Annotated in this window: 14 protein-coding genes; 6 read left to right on the forward strand and 8 right to left on the reverse strand. The window is 67.0% G+C overall.

The features are described from left to right. Positions 1-41: 41 nt before the first annotated feature. Positions 42-344 (reverse strand): thiamine-binding protein, encoded by a 303-nt coding sequence (locus C7C57_RS12285; protein ID WP_030148900.1) that lies wholly within the window; start codon positions 342-344, stop codon positions 42-44. A 1-nt stretch (position 345) separates the two neighbouring features. Then, entirely contained in the window at positions 346-1,599 is a 1,254-nt protein-coding gene (locus tag C7C57_RS12290) for a glycosyltransferase family 87 protein (protein ID WP_187976652.1), read from the reverse strand. Positions 1,600-1,682: 83 nt separating this feature from the next. On the opposite strand from C7C57_RS12290, the gene C7C57_RS12295 reads away from it, so the two are divergent. Then, a complete protein-coding gene (locus C7C57_RS12295) occupies positions 1,683-2,297 on the forward strand; it encodes an HAD family phosphatase (protein ID WP_187976653.1) in 615 nt (204 codons plus the stop codon). Positions 2,298-2,320: 23 nt separating this feature from the next. After that, entirely contained in the window at positions 2,321-3,403 is a 1,083-nt protein-coding gene (locus C7C57_RS12300; RefSeq protein WP_187976654.1) for an NADH:flavin oxidoreductase/NADH oxidase, read from the forward strand. 129 nt (positions 3,404-3,532) lie between these two features. Here the strand turns inward: C7C57_RS12300 and C7C57_RS12305 are convergent, their stop codons facing one another. After that, positions 3,533-4,597 carry a hemolysin family protein gene (locus C7C57_RS12305; protein WP_187976655.1) on the reverse strand — a complete coding sequence of 355 codons (1,065 nt, stop codon included), beginning with the start codon at positions 4,595-4,597 and terminating at the stop codon, positions 3,533-3,535. Further along, positions 4,594-6,042, reverse strand: a complete 1,449-nt coding sequence (locus tag C7C57_RS12310; protein ID WP_187976656.1) for a hemolysin family protein — start codon at positions 6,040-6,042, stop codon at positions 4,594-4,596. Before C7C57_RS12310 ends, C7C57_RS12305 begins: the two co-directional genes overlap by 4 nt. Before the next feature lie 283 nt (positions 6,043-6,325). Here C7C57_RS12310 and C7C57_RS12315 point away from each other — a divergent pair, with 283 nt between their 5' ends. From C7C57_RS12315 to C7C57_RS12330, 4 genes are all read left to right on the forward strand, one after another. Further along, a complete protein-coding gene (locus tag C7C57_RS12315; RefSeq protein WP_187976657.1) occupies positions 6,326-10,075 on the forward strand; it encodes a multifunctional oxoglutarate decarboxylase/oxoglutarate dehydrogenase thiamine pyrophosphate-binding subunit/dihydrolipoyllysine-residue succinyltransferase subunit in 3,750 nt (1,249 codons plus the stop codon). A 94-nt stretch (positions 10,076-10,169) separates the two neighbouring features. Further along, positions 10,170-10,955, forward strand: a complete 786-nt coding sequence (locus C7C57_RS12320) for an alpha/beta fold hydrolase (RefSeq protein WP_187976658.1) — start codon at positions 10,170-10,172, stop codon at positions 10,953-10,955. Positions 10,956-11,166: 211 nt separating this feature from the next. After that, complete coding sequence (locus C7C57_RS12325) at positions 11,167-11,712, forward strand: hypothetical protein (protein WP_187976659.1); 546 nt, start codon at positions 11,167-11,169, stop codon at positions 11,710-11,712. Further along, positions 11,699-12,085 carry a hypothetical protein gene (locus C7C57_RS12330; protein ID WP_187976660.1) on the forward strand — a complete coding sequence of 129 codons (387 nt, stop codon included), beginning with the start codon at positions 11,699-11,701 and terminating at the stop codon, positions 12,083-12,085. The genes C7C57_RS12325 and C7C57_RS12330 overlap by 14 nt, the downstream gene beginning before the upstream one ends. A 69-nt stretch (positions 12,086-12,154) precedes the next feature. On the opposite strand, the gene C7C57_RS12335 is transcribed toward C7C57_RS12330, so the two are convergent. From C7C57_RS12335 to C7C57_RS12350, 4 genes are read right to left on the reverse strand one after another with little or no spacing between them, the layout of a single operon-like run. Further along, positions 12,155-13,135 carry an ROK family protein gene (locus C7C57_RS12335; protein WP_223144750.1) on the reverse strand — a complete coding sequence of 327 codons (981 nt, stop codon included), beginning with the start codon at positions 13,133-13,135 and terminating at the stop codon, positions 12,155-12,157. Beyond that, positions 13,132-14,979: an ABC transporter ATP-binding protein gene (locus C7C57_RS12340; RefSeq protein ID WP_187976661.1), complete on the reverse strand. Its 1,848-nt coding sequence runs from the start codon at positions 14,977-14,979 to the stop codon at positions 13,132-13,134. The genes C7C57_RS12335 and C7C57_RS12340 overlap by 4 nt, the downstream gene beginning before the upstream one ends. Next, on the reverse strand, positions 14,976-15,878 hold the full coding sequence (locus C7C57_RS12345) for an ABC transporter permease (RefSeq protein ID WP_121689186.1): 903 nt from the start codon (positions 15,876-15,878) through the stop codon (positions 14,976-14,978). The genes C7C57_RS12340 and C7C57_RS12345 overlap by 4 nt, the downstream gene beginning before the upstream one ends. Then, positions 15,875-16,870 carry an ABC transporter permease gene (locus C7C57_RS12350; RefSeq protein ID WP_051701935.1) on the reverse strand — a complete coding sequence of 332 codons (996 nt, stop codon included), beginning with the start codon at positions 16,868-16,870 and terminating at the stop codon, positions 15,875-15,877. The genes C7C57_RS12345 and C7C57_RS12350 overlap by 4 nt, the downstream gene beginning before the upstream one ends. Positions 16,871-16,872 lie beyond the last annotated feature (2 nt).

Consider the following 16,872-nt stretch of genomic DNA (forward strand, 5'->3'; position numbering starts at 1 on the left):
GTCCGCCAGCGAAACCGTTAGTCCGCGCGCCGAGCCCGCGACTACTCCGCCAGCGCCTCTTCCAGGCGATCCAACTTGGCCGTCAGCTCGCCGCTGTAGCCCGGGCGAATGTCCGCCTTGAGCACCAGCGAGACGCGGGACCCGAAGGCGCCCACGGCCTCGGTGGCGGCCTTGATCACCGCGAAGACCTCGTCCCACTCGCCCTCGATGGTGGTGAACATCGAGTCGGTGTGGTTGGGCAGGCCCGAGTCGCGCACGATCTTGACCGCGGCGGCTACCGCGTCGTGAACCGAGGCGTCGGCGTTATCGCTGCCACTGGGTGAAACCGAAAATGCAACCAGCATGTTAGCTCTCCTTGATGATGGGGGTGGCCGCCGCCTGGGCGGCCGCGGCACGGGTCTCGGCGCTGGGCAGCACGTGCGGCGCCCCCAGGCGCCACAGCTCGCGCACACACCAGACCAGTAGAACCAGCGTACCGATATTGCGCAGGGTGATCGTGATGACCGCCCACAGCTCGGTCCGCAGCAGCGATCCGTACAGGTACGGATAGAACAGCTGGGTCAGCAGGCCCAGCACCAGCACGAGCACCGCCGGGAAACGGAACCGCTCGGCCGAAACCACCAGCCCAAACACAATCGGGGCGATAAACCACACCATGAACTGCGGCGATCCCACCTTGTTCACGGCGATCATCGCGGTGACCAGGGCGAGCACCAGTACCGGAAGGATACGCAGCGCGCTGGTGCGGCTGCGCTGGGCACGCCAGGCCAGCACCGCGATCAGCGCAACCACCAGCACCAACAGCGGTGTCATCACGGCCGTCAGCACGTCCACCCCGTCACCACGCACCTGGTAGGTGAGGATGTCGCGGTCATAGTAAACCTTGGCGTTGCCACCCAGCGAGGCGATCCACAGATACGGCACGGCCACCGGGGCCTCAACCTGAATACCGCGCCCGGTCTGCTGGGTAATAAAGGACAGCACGTTGGGGAATCCGCCGATAAACAGCGCGGCAACCAGCACGACCAGGGTCGTGTAGATGCCGCCCACCAGAATCTTGACCCGCTGACGCAGCACCAGGATCGCCGCACCGATGGCCGCGGCCGGCCAGATCTTCATCCAGGTCGCGATGCTCAGGATGATCGAGGCGACCATCGGATGGCGCGAGATGATCAGCAGCGCCACGATCGCCATCGGCACGGTCACCGCGTCGATCCGGCCCATCACGATCGGCCCCAGCACCACGATAAAGGCCATCCACCAGACGGCCGCACGCTTACGTCCCAACGAGCGTCCGTTGCCCAGCAGCACCGCGTAGGCAATCGCGTTGAGCACCGAACACATCACCAGCCAGCCCACCGCATACAGCTCGTGGCCGAAGGCCAGCGGCGGGATCATCGGCAGCAGCGCCAGGATCGGATAGACCCAGGGCTGGTTGATCCCCACGATCGATCCGCCGTTCATGGCCTGTTCGGACCACGGGAGGTACACGATCGTGACGTCTCCCAGCGGGTACCCCGAGGAGGTCAGTGCGAGCCAGAATGCCCAGAGGTGGACAAGGACAAAGATGACCCAGTACGGGGTAAGTCGGGAATTCACATCCTCATCCTAGGTGGCGCGCGTAACGATTCCATGAGTTTGGCAGGCAAACGGATACGCTGGGCCCCAAAGAAGGGACACCCATGAGCCTCAACCTGAACCCCCGCACCGTCGTCTTTGACTACGGGGATGTCATCTCGCTCCCCCAGAACGCCGAGGATTTCGCCCGCACCGTCGAGCTGACCGGCGTGGATGCCGAAACCCTACTGCCGCCGTATTGGAAGCACCGCGCACCGCTGGATCAGGGCACCATCAGCGTTCTGGAGTACTGGCGACTCATCGCCGACGAGCTGGGCACCCACTGGGACGACGCCCGAATTCAGGAGATCTGGATCAGCGACTTCCGCAGCTGGCTCTCGGTGGATCCCGAGGTGTTTGCGATCATCCGCGAACTCTCCGAGGGCGGCACCCGCCTCGCACTGCTCTCCAACGCCGGGGCCGATTTCGGTGGCTACTTCCGTCACGGTCCGCTCGCGGGCTACTTCGATGAGTTTGTTGTCAGCGGCGAAATCGACATGATCAAGCCCAATCACGACATCTATGTTCACACACTGAACCTGCTGGGAATCGACGCCGACCGGATGGTGTTTATCGATAACAAGGAGGAGAACATCTCCGCCGCACGCGAGCTCGGCATCACCGGGCACGTGTACACCTCCCCCGGCAGCCTGCGCGCGTTCCTGACCGAACTCGCCTAGCACCGGCCAGTCAAAAGGTTTCCATGTCATCACCCTTTAGCCCGCTGACCCTGGGCTCAGTCACCGCTCGCAACCGCATCTGGATCGCCCCGATGTGTCAGTATGCGGTGGAACGTCAGGACGGTGTACCCACCGCCTGGCATGCCGTCCACCTGGGACAGCTCGCGATCGGCGGAGCTGGCATCGTGCTGGCCGAGGCCACCGCGGTCTCCCCCGAGGGACGCATCTCCCCGCAGGACACCGGCATCTGGAACGATCAGCAGGCCGCCGCCTGGGCACCGATCACCGCGTTTATTACCTCGCAGGGGGCGCTGCCGGGTATCCAGCTGGCTCACGCCGGACGCAAGGCCTCGGTCTATCGTCCCTGGGGCACGGATCAGACCGGAAGCGTGCCGGAGTCCGAGGGCGGCTGGGCCACCATCGCCCCGTCGGCGATCGCGTTTGAGGGCTTTAACACCCCGCGCGAGATGACCACCGCCGATATCGCCGGGGTCGTGCGTGACTTCGGGGCCGCTGCGCGGCGCGCGGTGGATGCCGGCTTCAAGGTGATCGAGATTCACGCGGCCCACGGCTACCTGCTGCACTCGTTCCTCTCCCCGTTGTCCAACACCCGCACCGACTCGTTTGGGGGCAGCCCGGAGAACCGGGCCAAGCTGCTGGAGCTGGTGATCCGCGAGGTGCGCACCCGGGTCGGCGACCTGCCGATCTTTGTGCGCCTGTCGGCCACCGACTGGGCCGAGGGCGGGCTCACCGAGGAACTCATCACCGACATCGGTCGCCGCGCCGAGGCGGCCGGGGCCGACCTGCTGGATGTCTCGACCGGCGGGCTGGTGGCTCACCAGCACATCCCGGTGGCCCCGGGCTACCAGGTGCCCTTCGCCGCGAGCCTGCGGGCGGCAACCGGCATCCCGGTCGCCGCGGTGGGCCTGTTCACCACGCCCGAGCAGGTGGCCGAGACGCTGACCGAAGCCCAGGCCGATGCGATCCTGATCGGCCGCGAGGCGCTGCGCGATCCGCACTTCCCGCTGCGGGCGGCGCACGTCCTGGGTGCCGAGATCGACTACGTCCCGGGCCCGTATGGACGAGCCCCCTACCGGTCCCACTAGCCCGCGGCTCCGTCACCGAGGCACGTCGGGTTTCGCCCCGCGAGTCCGGCGCCACACCGCCACGGTGCGCAGCACAAAACGACGTCCCCGCCGAGTGTTCTCGGCGGGGACGTCGTTCATCTCTGTGGATTAGTTATCGCGGCGGGTGGCGTCGTGCACCTCACCCACCAGCTCCTCGATGATGTCCTCGAGGAAGAGCACACCGGTGGTCTGCCCCTCGGTGTCGATCGCGCGGGCCAGGTGCGAACCCGAGCGACGCATCGTCGCCAGGGCGTCCTCCAGGTCCTCGGTTTCGGGCAGCGAGATCAACCGGCGGATCCGACGCAGCGGAATCGGCTGATCCGGGGAGTCCTCATCGCCACCGGTGTCAAAGCGCAGCACGTCCTTGAGGTGCAGGTAGCCGAGGAGGTCGTGTTCCTCCCCCTCACCCGACCCGGTGATCACGTAGCGCGAGAAGCCCTTCTTGGCCACCGCCCGCTCCAGCTGCGAGGTGGTCACGCCCGCGGGCAGGGTCACCAGCTCGGCGGTGGGGATCGCCACATCGGATACCTTCTTACCGGTGAACTCAAACGCCGCAGTCAGCGCGCCCGAGTTATCGGTCAGCACACCCTCGCGGGTGGACTGGGACACGATCGTGGCGACCTCGTCCAGGGTGAAGGTCGAGTTGGCCTCGTTCTTGGGCACCACCCGCATCGCGTGCAGAACCAGGTTCGCGAACCAGTTCAAACCCCAGATGATCGGCTTGAACACGCGGGCGATAAACACCAGCGGCGGGGCCAGGATCAGCACCGCGCGATCGGGCACCGAGAAGGAGAGGTTCTTGGGAACCATCTCACCAAACACCACGTGCAGGTAGGACACCAGCAGCAGGGTGATGATGAACGCGATCGTGCTCACCACGCCATCGGGCAGCCCGGTCAGCGCCAGCGGATACCCCAGCAGGTGGTGGATCGCCGGCTCGGATACGTTCAGGATCAGCAGCGAACACACGGTGATACCCAGCTGGCTGGTGGCCAGCATCAGGGTCGCGTGTTCCATCGCCCAGAGCGCGGTGATCGCGCTGCGCTTGCCCTTTTCGGCCAGCGGCTCGATCTGCGAGCGGCGTGCGGAGATCACCGCAAACTCGGCACCCACGAAGAAGGCGTTGCCCAGCAGCAGCACAAACAGCCAGGCGATTCCGGCCCAGTCGCTCATCGCTGCACCTCCTTATTCTTCGGGTCCTCATTCGGGCGGGTGATGGCCTCCGGGATCAGCGTGACGCCGGTGCGCGGGGCGCTGTTTTCGGCGTCGGAGACCGCGGGGGTCGGTGTGTCGGCCTCGCTCGTGGCGGCGGCATCGGATGCCAGGCGCTCGGTGCTGCGGAAGCGGATCCGGTCGATCCGGTGTCCGTCCATCCGCTCGACCCGGAAGGTGCCGTGCTCGGCGGCGTACTCGTCGCCGATCGCCGGGACGCGTCCCAGCATCGCCATCAGGTAACCGGCGACGGTCTCATAGGGTCCCTCTTCGGGCACCAGAATGCCGGTGCGCTCGCGCAGCTCGTCGGGGCGCAGGCTGCCCGGGAAGAGCACGCCCTCCACCGAGTTCACCACGCCCGCGCTGGTGCGGTCGTGTTCGTCCGATACCTCGCCGACGATTTCCTCGACCAGGTCTTCCAGGGTCGCGACGCCGGCCGTTCCGCCGTACTCGTCCACCACCACGGCCATCTGCAGGCCACGGCCGCGCAGTTCGCCCAGTAGGAAGTCCAGGGGCATCGTCTCGGGGACACGCAGCACGTCGACCTGCAGGGCCGACACAGGAACGTCCGCGCGACGCTCGCGCGGCACGCCCACCGCGTGCTTGAGATGCACGATCCCGACGATGTCATCGATATCGGTGTCGATCACCGGGAAGCGGGAGAATCCGGTCTCGCGGGCGAGGTCCAGAACCGCCTGGGCGGGATCGGTGCGGGATGCGGCGACCACGCGCAGGCGCGGGGTCATCACATCCGAGGCGTCGTGAGCCGAGAAACGCAGGGTGCGATCCAGCAGCGTCGCGGTGTCCTCCTCCAGGGTTCCCGCCCCCGCCGAGCGGCGCAGCAGGCTGGAGAGTTCCTCGGCGGTTCGGGCCCCGGAGAGTTCCTCCTTGGGCTCGATGCCCACCGAGCGCAACACGCCGTTGGCGCTTCCGTTCAGGACTTGTACAGCGGGTCGAAAGATTGCGGTGAAGGCGGTCTGGAACGGTACCACGACCTTCGCGGTTGCCAGCGGCAACGCGAGGGCGAAGTTCTTGGGTACCAGTTCGCCGATCACCATCGAGATCAGGGTGGCGATCACGATGGCCACCACGCTCGAGATTGGCCCGATCGCGTCCTCGCTCACGCCCCAACTAATAAAGGGATCGGCGAGCAGCCGCGAGATTCCGGGCTCCAGGGTGTAACCCGCGAGCAGCGTGGTGAGCGTGATGCCCAGCTGCGCGCTGGAGAGGTGTGTAGAGGTATGGCGCAGGGCGCCAATCGTGCGGGTGAGCTTTTGCTCACCACGGTCGCGCCGGGCCTCAAGATCGGAACGATCGAGGTTCACCAGGGCGAATTCGGAGGCAACGAAGAATCCGGTACCTACCGTCAGCAACAAACCGATGCCCAGCAGCACCCATTCCGACATTTAGATCACCGCCGTGAGGGCGTGTCTATGTCGAAGGTGGCCGGGCATGAGAGATCGAGGAGGGTCATCCATTGTGCCAAATAGCATAACAAACCGCGTCGAAAGCCGCATCAGAAAGTCCACAAAATGTCTGCGTGACAAGACCGGCGACGGATTTCACACCTCACCGGGCCCGAACATTCCTGGAACCTAAAAAAAGGTCTAGGCTTGTGCAGTAGATATGCAGCGTCGCAACCTACGTCGCTGAGTTCGCAAATGTCACGGAGAGAGTGGTGGTCTGGCGGTGTCAAGCCAGTTGACCGGAGTCGGAGCCGGGGACGGTTCGTCCGGAGAGTTCGGGGCCAACGAGTGGTTGGTCGAAGAGCTTTACGAGAAATTTTTAGCGGATAAGAACTCGGTGGATGAGTCGTGGTGGCCCACGCTTGAGGCCTTCCACACGAGCCAACAGGCCGGGCAGACCGGGGCGATCGGCGGTGGAGTCCCCGCGACATCGGCCCCGGCAACATCGACCCCCGCGGCATCGGCCGAGCCGACCGCCGCGCAGCCGGCGCCCCCGGCCCCCGCCACCGGCGCGCAGCCGGTGGCACGCACCACCGCGCATCAGCCCAATGCGAACCCGATCCCCGCACAGGCCCCGCGTCCGGCAAAGAAGCCCGACGCCGATGCCGCGGCCCCCGCGGCGGAGCCCGCGGAGGATGTGGTCACCCCGCTCAAGGGTCTGGCCAAGACCCTCGCCAAGAACATGGACGCATCGGTAGCGGTCCCCACCGCCACCAGCGTGCGCACCATTCCGGCGAAGCTGATGATCGACAACCGCATCGTCATCAACAACCACCTGGCCCGCGCCCGCGGTGGCAAGGTGTCCTTCACCCACCTGATCGGCTGGGCGCTGATCCAGGCGATCAAGGAGACCCCGAGCCAGAACGTCTACTACGCCGAGATCGACGGCAAGCCGAGCGTGGTGGCCCCGGCGCACATCAACCTCGGTATCGCGATCGACGTGCCCAAGCCCGATGGAACCCGCTCGCTCGTGGTGCCCTCGATCAAGGCCGCCGACACGATGAGCTTCAGCGAGTATCTCTCCGCGTATGAAGACCTCATCAAGCGCGGACGCAATAACAAGCTCACCATGGCCGACTATGCCGGCACCACCATCTCGCTGACCAACCCCGGCGGCATCGGAACCGTGCACTCGGTGCCGCGCCTGATGTCGGGCCAGGGCTGCATCATCGGTGCCGGTGCGCTGGACTACCCGGCCGAGTTCCAGGGTTCCAGCCCCAAGACGCTGGTGGACCTGGGCATCGGCAAGACCATCACCCTGACCTCCACCTATGACCACCGCGTCATCCAGGGTGCGGGTTCGGGTGAGTTCCTCAAGCGCGTGCACGAGCTGCTGCTCGGTCAGCGTAACTTCTACGAGGACATCTTCGCCGCCCTGCGCATCCCCTATGACCCCATTCACTGGGCACCGGATATCTCGGTGGATGTCAGCGGCTTCCTGAACAAGACCTCCCGGGTCCAGGAACTCGTCAACGCCTTCCGCGTGCGCGGTCACCTGATGGCCGATGTGGATCCGCTGGAATACGTCCAGCGTCGCCACCCCGACCTCGACATCTCCAGCCACGGCCTCACCTTCTGGGACCTGGACCGCGAGTTTGTCACCGGCGGCCTCGGCGGCACCCAGACCGCCAAGCTGCGCGACATCCTGGGCATCCTGCGCGACTCCTACTGCCGCACCATCGGCCTGGAGTACATGCACATCCAGGATCCGGCCCAGCGTCAGTGGATGCAGGACAAGGTCGAGCGTCCCTACGCCAAGCCGACGCGCGATGAGCAGCTGCGCATCCTCGGCAAGCTCAACGAGGCCGAGGCCTTCGAGACCTTCCTGCAGACCAAGTACGTGGGTCAGAAGCGCTTCAGCCTCGAGGGTGGCGAGTCGGTTATTCCGCTGCTCGATGCCATCCTGCAGGGTGCGGCCGAGGCAAACCTCGACGGCGCGGCCATCGGTATGGCCCACCGCGGACGCCTGAACGTCCTCACCAACATCGCCGGCAAGACCTACGGTCAGATTTTCCGCGAGTTTGAGGGACGCACCAACGAGAACATCTCCGGTTCCGGAGACGTGAAGTACCACCTGGGCACCGAGGGCACCTTCCACGGTGCCGGCGGGGAGCAGCTGCCGGTTTACCTGGCCGCGAACCCCTCGCACCTCGAGGCCGTCAACGGTGTCCTGGAGGGCATCGTGCGCGCCAAGCAGGACCGTCAGCCCATCGGCACGTTTACCACGCTGCCGATCCTGGTGCACGGAGATGCGGCGATGGCCGGACAGGGTGTGGTCCTGGAGACCATGCAGATGTCCCAGCTGCGCGGATACCGCACCGGTGGAACCATCCACGTCATCGTCAACAACCAGGTGGGCTTCACCACGACGCCGGGCGAGGGACGCACCTCGACCTACTCGAGCGACGTGGCCAAGACCATCCAGGCACCGATCTGGCACGTCAACGGGGATGACCCCGAGGCCGTGGTTCGGGTGGCCGAGCTCGCCTTCGAGTTCCGTCAGAAGTTCCACAAGGACGTCGTGATCGACCTGATCTGCTACCGTCGTCGCGGTCACAACGAGGGTGATGACCCCTCGATGACCCAGCCGCTGATGTACAACCTGATCGAGGCCAAGCGCAGCGTCCGCAAGCTCTACACCGAGGGCCTGGTTGGCCGTGGGGACATCACCCAGGAGGAGTACGAGGCCGCCCACCGCGACTTCCAGGACCGCCTGGAACGCGCCTTCATGGAGACCCATGCGGCGCAGACCTCCTCCAACGTGCTGGTGCTGCCTGCCGCCGAGGGTGAGGACGACGGCTACACCGGCGAGCCCGCCTCGACCGGTGTCAGCGAGGCGCTGGTCCACCAGATCGGCGACGCGTTCAACAACAAGCCCGAGGGCTTCACCGTGCACCCCAAGCTGCAGCAGCTGCTGCAGAAGCGCCTGGACATGAGCCGCAACGGCAGCGTGGACTGGGGCTTCGGCGAGCTGCTCGCCCTGGGTTCGCTGCTCATGGAGGGCACCCCGGTGCGCATGAGTGGTCAGGACAGCCGCCGCGGCACCTTCGTGCAGCGTCACGCGGTCCTGCACGACCGGGTGAGCGGCCAGGAGTGGCTGCCGCTGGCGAACCTCTCCGAGTCGCAGGCTCGATTCTGGATCTACGACTCGCTGCTGAGCGAGTACGCGGTCATGGGCTTCGAGTACGGGTACTCGGTCGAGCGTCCCGACGCCCTGGTGCTGTGGGAGGCACAGTTTGGTGACTTCGCCAACGGTGCGCAGACCATCATCGACGAGTTCATCTCCTCGGCCGAGCAGAAGTGGGGACAGCGCTCGAGCGTTGTGCTGCTGCTGCCGCACGGTTTCGAGGGTCAGGGCCCGGATCACTCCTCCGCCCGGATCGAGCGCTTCCTGCAGCTCGCCGCCGAGAACAACATGACCGTGGCCCGTCCGTCGACCCCGGCCAGCTACTTCCACCTGCTGCGCCGTCAGGCCTACGCACGTCCGCGTCGTCCGCTGGTGGTCTTCACCCCGAAGGCCATGCTGCGCCTGCGCGGAGCGACCAGCGAGATCGGCGACTTCACCTCGGGCAAGTTCGAGCCGGTTATTGACGACGCCCGGATCACCGATCCCGCCGCCGTCACCCGGGTCCTGCTGCACGCCGGCAAGATCCACTGGGACCTGGCCGCCGAGCTGGCCAAGAACCCGGACGAGAAGATCGCCCTGGTTCGCCTGGAGCAGTACTATCCGCTGCCCGGCCACGAGCTGACCGCGGTCGCCGAGCGCTACCCCAACGCCGAGCTGGTCTGGGTGCAGGATGAGCCGGAGAACCAGGGTGCGTGGCCGTTCATCGCCCTGGAGACCCGCAAGCTGCTGCCCGAGCGTCGCGTTCGCGTGATCTCGCGTCGCGCCTCGGCCTCCCCCGCCACCGGGTCGGCCAAGCGTCACGCCGCCGAGCAGACGGCGATCATCACCCGCGCACTCGAGCAGTAGGCTCGCGCACACTCACGGCCCGTCGGTTTCCGGCGGGCCGTTTGTGTTGCGCCCTGCGTCGGGGCGCGTCGGTGCCCGCGGCTAGGCTGGGCGCATGCATGTGATCGAACGTGGCGCGGGCACCCCGCTGATTCTGCTGCACGGATTCGGGGTGGATCACCGCAGCCTGCTGCCGTTGGACGCGGTATTTGAGCGGGCGGGCGGATGGCGTCGCCTCTACCTGGATCTGCCCGGCACCGCCGGCACCCCGGTGGGCGAGGTGCGCAGCACCGCGGACATGGTGGACGCCGTGGCCGCCGAGATCACCGCGCTTGTCGGTTCGGAGCCCTTTGCACTGCTGGGCTACTCCCTGGGCGGGATGCTCGCCCGCGCCCTCGCGCACCGCTTCCGAGATCGGGTGATCGGCTTGGCCACGGTGGTGGGCGTGGTGGTCTCCCGGCATGAGGCGCGCGACGTGCCCGAACCCATGGTTCTCCGTCACGATCCCGAGGCTCTCGCCCTCGCCGGGGATGCGGCTTCCGCCTACGCCGAGCTGGCGGTGGTGCAGAGTCCCGAAAATGTCCGCGCATTCCTCGAGCACGTGCAGCCGGGCCTCGCCTCGGCCGATCCGATCGGCCTGGGCCGGATCGCCGCCCGCTACACCCTGCCGATCGAGCCCGAGGCTGCCTCCCCCGAGCCCTGGACGCGGCCGGCGCTGTTCCTCACCGCCCGGCAGGACAACGTGGTGGGCTACCGGGACACCTGGGCAACCCTCGACCACTATCCCCGCGCGACCTTTGTCGCCCTGGACGCCGCGGGCCACAACGTCCACCTCGACCGGCCGGAGCTCACCGCGGCCCTGCTCGGCGACTGGGCGGCACGGGTTCGAGCCGAGCGCTAGCCCGACGTCGGGCCGTATTCGGCGGAGTCCGGGGGCATACCTTTTCGAGACAGGATCCGGCGGCATCCGCCATTTGGCTGTTTCCGAGCGGACGGCGACATCCTCCTTCCTGTGCGGTTGCCGCACATCCAGAAGCAATACTTGTATGGCATCGATTCATGAGCGTAGCGTGCCCTCAACGGTCACTTACTAGGAATCGGGGGATTCTCTCATGACCATTCAGCTCCCTTCTCTCCGTCCCGTCTCGACGCTCGAAACCCCGCCCGGACGTGGCATGTCACCGGGCCGAGGTCGGCGTCCACGATCCCGCCTGCTGGCGTTGCTCCTGTGCCTCTCCCTGGGGTTCTCGCTGGTCGCCGCGGTCCCGCTGACGGCGTCGGAACCGGCAGTCGCCGCCGTGGGCTGTACCGCCCGCGGCACGGGCAGCGACGTCTGGGCGACCCCGGATGCGTTCTACCAGATCGTCACGCTGAACGCCTGTGCCGCCCGTCAGCTCTCCGATGAGTATGCAAATTCCGGCGGCTATGCGGGAGCCATCGGCCTGGTGGTGGGATGGATCCCCGGCTGGCCGTCCAAGGCCATCTCGGCCCTGTTTGGCCTGCGCTCCACGGCCGATTTTTTCATCGGCCAGCTCATATCGGACTGTACCGCCAACTTCACCGGTTCGGCGAAGGTCACGTTCATCAACGGCTACGTGCAGGGCTGCGTGCGCGGTCCCGCCGCCGGGAGCGGAGGGATGAGTCATGAGGGAAACTAGCTGGCGCTCGATCGATGCACCGCCCGAGGCCCCTGTGCCGTCCACGGCCCCGGCACCTTCGCGCCCTCCGGGTTCGATCACCGCTGGTTTTCTCACCGGGCTCGGCGGGCTCCTCGGTTTCCGCAGTCCCGTCCTGCCGACCGTGGTGTACGCGCTCATCATGCTCTCGAGCACCCTGGTCTCGCTGTGGCTGACCGGTAACGGCGTCCCGGGCATTCCGATCGGTCTGGTGCTCGCCTGGGGATTCCTGGCGCTGTACCCGCGCATCAGAAAACGGGATCAGGCGCTCATCGACCGCCGAGACCGCGAACGAGAACGAATCGACCGGGTGGACCGAGACGCGGTCGATCCGGTGCCTCCCTCCGCCCCCTAACCACCACATAGTAGAACGCGCCGGACCCCGCATCGGGTCCGGCGCGTTCCGTGTGTGGAGAGAGGTGAGCTAGCCGGCGACGGGCACGGCCACGAGGGCGCGGGCGCTGCTGGCGGCCCCCAGCGCGACCGCGTGTGAGCCCAGCTCGGCGCGGCTGATCACCAGGGTGCGGCCGCTGACCGGCGGGTGCTCGGCGAGGTAGGTGCGGATGCCCGGTTCGATCAGGTCCCAGGCACCGCTCACCCCGCCACCCACAACGAGGTGACCGAGGTCGAGGGTGGCCGCCAGGGTGACCGCGGTCTGGCCGATCATCAGCCCGGCCTCGGCAAACACGTTGGCCGCCGCACCATCCCCCGCGCGGGCACGGGCGGCCAGGGCCGCACCGTCGCCCACTGGCAGATCCGCGGCGCTCTGGCCGGCCCGGGCTCGGTAGCGGCGCTCGATCGAGCGTCCCGAGGCGATCGACTCCAGGTGCGCCGACTGCCCGCAGGTGCACGGCTCCTCGCCGTGCCCGGGCACCACGTAGCTCGGACTGTGCCCCAGCTCACCGGCGGCCCCCTCGGGTCCCTCCCAGAGCGCCCCGTCGAGGTAGATCGCGCCACCCACGCCGGTACCCAGGGTGATCCCGGCCACGTTATCCAGCCCGCGGGCGACCCCAAAGGACAGCTCGCCCAGCAGGAACGCGTTCACGTCGTTGACCAGCGAGTTGGGGATGCCCAGCTCGCGGTCCAGGTGCGCGCCCACGCTGTAGCCGGCCCAGCCCACAAACGAGGCGCTGGCCGCCACGATACGTCGGGTCTGAGGATCTACAACCCCGGCCGCACCGATGCCCACCGACACCGGGGACAACCCGGTCTCGGCGCTCAGCTCGGCAATCAGGTCCACCGCGAGCTGCACCATCGCCTCGCCGCTCACCAGCGCGGGGGTAGCCCCGCCACGCTCGGCGACCACGCGGCCGTGCTCATCTACAAAAACCACCAGGGTGGAGGTGCCGCCAATGTCGACACCCGCAACCACGTTTTCCCCCGAGGCGGCTACGGCAGCGCTCACGCGACGCTCTCGGCGAGAATCGCGCGGGCCGCGCGGCGACGCGCCTGTTCGACCGGGTCCGGCGAGGGCGCCGAGGCCAGCAGACGCTTGCTGTACTCGTGCTGCGGCCGGACCAGAACGTCGGAGCTCAGGCCCTCCTCAACGATGCCGCCGCGATACATCACCGCCACGCGGTGCGCGATATCGTGCACCACCGCGAGGTCGTGGCTGATGAACAGGCACGCAAAACCGTAGCGCTCCTGCAGTTCACGCAGCACCGCGAGCACGCTCGCCTGGACCGAAACGTCCAGGGCCGAGGTCGGCTCATCGGCGATGATCAGTCCCGGCTCAAGCGCGATCGAACGCGCCAGCCCCACCCGCTGCCGCTGTCCACCGGAGAGCTCATGCGGATAGCGGTCAGCGAAGTCCTTGGGCAGCTCGACCGCATCCAGCAGCTCGGCCACACGCTTGCGGCGAAGCGCCGAGGAGGCGCGCTTGCCCTGCCAGCCGTGCACCACGAGGGGTTCGGCGATGCAGTCGGCGATGGTCATCCGCGGATCCAATGAGGAACCCGGATCCTGGAAGATCACCCCCACCCGGGCGCGGGCCGCACGCTCGCGGCGGTTGAGCAGCGCGCGGTCGCGGACCGGCTGCCCGAAGATGTTGACGTGTCCGCCGGCCAGCGGGGCAAGTCCCAGGGCCGCGCGACCCAGGGTCGACTTGCCCGAACCCGACTCCCCCACCAGACCGACGATCTCGCCGCGGGCGATGGTCAGGCTCACGGCGTCCAGCGCGGTGAAGGTGGAACCCTTGCGGGTGTACTGCACGGTGGTATCCACCAGTTCCAGGGCCGCCTCGGACCCGTCCTGGCGGGCAAACTCGGCCTCGGTTACCGGCGTTGCGCCGTCGTGGCGCACGGACGTCTGGCCGAGCGCGGCTTCGGATCCTGGGCCCGGCGTCGCACCGTCCACGGCGGGCTCGCTGACCACGCCATCAATCTGAATGACCTGGCCCGGGACTCCCTCGGCAATCCCGGCGATCTCGCTCCAGGCAGCCTCGGGCAGCTTGGGCACGGCATCCAGCAGGCGACGCGAGTAGTCGGCCTCGGGGGCCAGCAGCACGCGCTCGGCCGGGCCCTCCTCGACCAGATTTCCGCGGAACATCACGGCGACCCGGTCGGCGACGTCCGCCACCACACCCATGTTGTGGGTGACCAGCAGGAACGCGGTGTTGGACTCGGCGGCCAGTCCGCGAATCAGGTCGAGAATCTCGGCCTGAACGGTCACGTCCAGCGCGGTCGTGGGCTCGTCGGCGATGATGATGCGCGGGTTGCAGGCCAGCGCGATCGCGATGACCACGCGCTGGCGCTGTCCACCCGAAAGCTCATGCGGGAAGCCCTTGGCGCGGCGCTCGGGCTCGGGAATACCGACCCGGCCCAGCAGCTCAACCGCGCGCTCCCACGCCTGATCCTTGGGGCACATGTCGTGGTTCAGCAGTACCTCGGTGATCTGCTCGCCGATGCGCATGGTGGGGTTCAGGGCCGTCATCGGCTCCTGGAACACCATCGCGATGTCCTTCCCGCGCACCCCGTTCATCTTGGCCTCGCTGAGCGTGGCCAGGTCGTTGCCGGCGAAGCGGATGGTGCCGCCCACCTTGGAGGTGCCGGGCAGCAGGCGCAGCACGGCCATCGAGGTGACCGACTTGCCCGAGCCCGACTCGCCCACCAGGGCCAGCACCTCGCCCGGATAGAGGTTCAGCGAGATGCCCTTGACCGCGGGGATCACACCGTTATCGGTGTGGAAGTCGACGGTGAGGTCGGTGATTTCCAGCACGGGCTCGCGTGCGGAGGTGGTTTCGGAACTCACTTGAGTCGTCCCTTCACGTCGAAGTAGTCGCGCAGGCCGTCACCGATGCAGTTGAACGCAACCACAACCAGGACGATGCAGAATCCGGCGGGCAGGATCAGCCACCAGGCGCCGCCGTAGGTGTAGGAGATACCGCTGGTGAGCATCGCACCCCAGTCGGTCGCGGGCTTTTGCACACCCATGCCCAGGAAGGAGATGTAGGCAACCAGCAGGATCGCGTCGGCCACCTGGAAGGTCGCGTTGACGATGATGGTGCCCACCGAGTTGGGGATGATGTGGCGTGTGATCGCGCGGGAGTGGGTGCCACCCATCGCGCGGATCGCGAGCACATACTCGCGGGACTTCAGCGAGATCGACTCGGCCCGCACCAGACGGGCGGGTACCAGCCAGGAAACCAGGCCGATGACCAGGATCATCAGCGGGACACTCGGCCGGGCGATGGTCGAGATGATCAGCAGCAGGAAGGTCGCGGGGATCGCGATACCGGCGTCCACGATCCGCATCATGACCGAGTCGACCCAGCCGCCGACGTATCCGGCGATGGCACCCCAGAAGGAGCCGATCAGGGTGGCCAGCACACCGGCGGCCAGACCGATGATGATCGAGGTCTGACCGGCGATCATCAGCCGGCCCAGCACGTCATATCCCACGTCATCGGTGCCGAGCAGGTGGCCCCGCTCACCGGGACGCAGCGAGGCCTCGGAGAGGTTCGTGTGCACCTGATCGGTCTGGTAGAACAACGGCCCGAGGAAGCAGAAGATCAGGAACAGCACCAGGACGATCAGCCCGAAGACGGCCAATCGGTTTGAGGTGAAGCGGGCGAGGGCCCGGCGTCCGGGCTTCGCGGTGCGCGGCTGCGGCGCGGGGGTCGCGGCCGGGGTTGCGGTGACGTCGCTCATGCGAGTTCCCCTCTGGTTCGTGGGTCAAGCAGTGCCTGGATGAGGTCGGCGAGCAGCGAGCCCACCACGGTGGCGATCGCGATGATCAGCACACAACCCAGCAGCACGGGGTAGTCCGAGGTCTGGGCGGCGGTCCAGAACAGCAGGCCCATTCCCGGATAGTTGAAGAGGGATTCGACCACGATCATGCCACCGAACATCACCGGCAGGTAGTAGCCGAGCATCGCGATGACCGGGGTCAGCGAGTTGCGGACCACGTGCCGGGTCACCACCACGGTGACCGAGGTTCCCTTGGCGCGGGCGGTGCGGACGTAGTCCTCGGAGAGGTTGTCGATCGTGGCCGAGCGCATGTAGCGCGAGAAGGTCGCGATGATACCCAGCGCCATGGTCAGCACCGGCAGCACGAGTCCCGCCGGGTTGGCGAGCACCTCGCCCACGGTCGAGCCCTGCGGGGCCTGGGCGGGGAACCAGCGCAGCCACTGGCTGAACACGATCACCAGGATCAGACCCAGGAAGAAGGAGGGCGTGGAGTAGATCACAAAGTTCCACGCGGTGAGGGCCACATCGCCGATCTTGCCGCGGCGGGTGGCCTGGTAGATCCCCATCGGGATGGCCACGATCAGCGCGACGATCATGCCGATCAGGGCGAGGGCCATGGTCTTGGGCAGGCGCTGACCGATCGCCACCGATACCGGCTTATTCAGGGTGAACGAGGCCCCGAGATCCCCGTGCAGCAACTGCCACAGGAAGTTCAGGTACTGCTGCCACAGGGGCAGATCGAAGCCGTTTTTGTGATTGAAGGCGTCGATCTGCTCCTGTGTGGCCTGCATACCCAGGACCCCGAGTGCGGGGCCCTGGGGCAGCGCCAGGTGTAACAGTGAAAACACGATGAGCGTGACGATCAGAATCACGATCACGGATTGGAATATCCGTCGCGCGAGGAACGTACCGATGTTTCCCCGTGGTCGCTTGGTTTTTGTCAGTGTGCTCATGG

Origin of the sequence: Mycetocola sp. JXN-3, assembly GCF_014522285.1 — a bacterium.
Taxonomy (GTDB): domain Bacteria; phylum Actinomycetota; class Actinomycetes; order Actinomycetales; family Microbacteriaceae; genus Mycetocola; species Mycetocola saprophilus.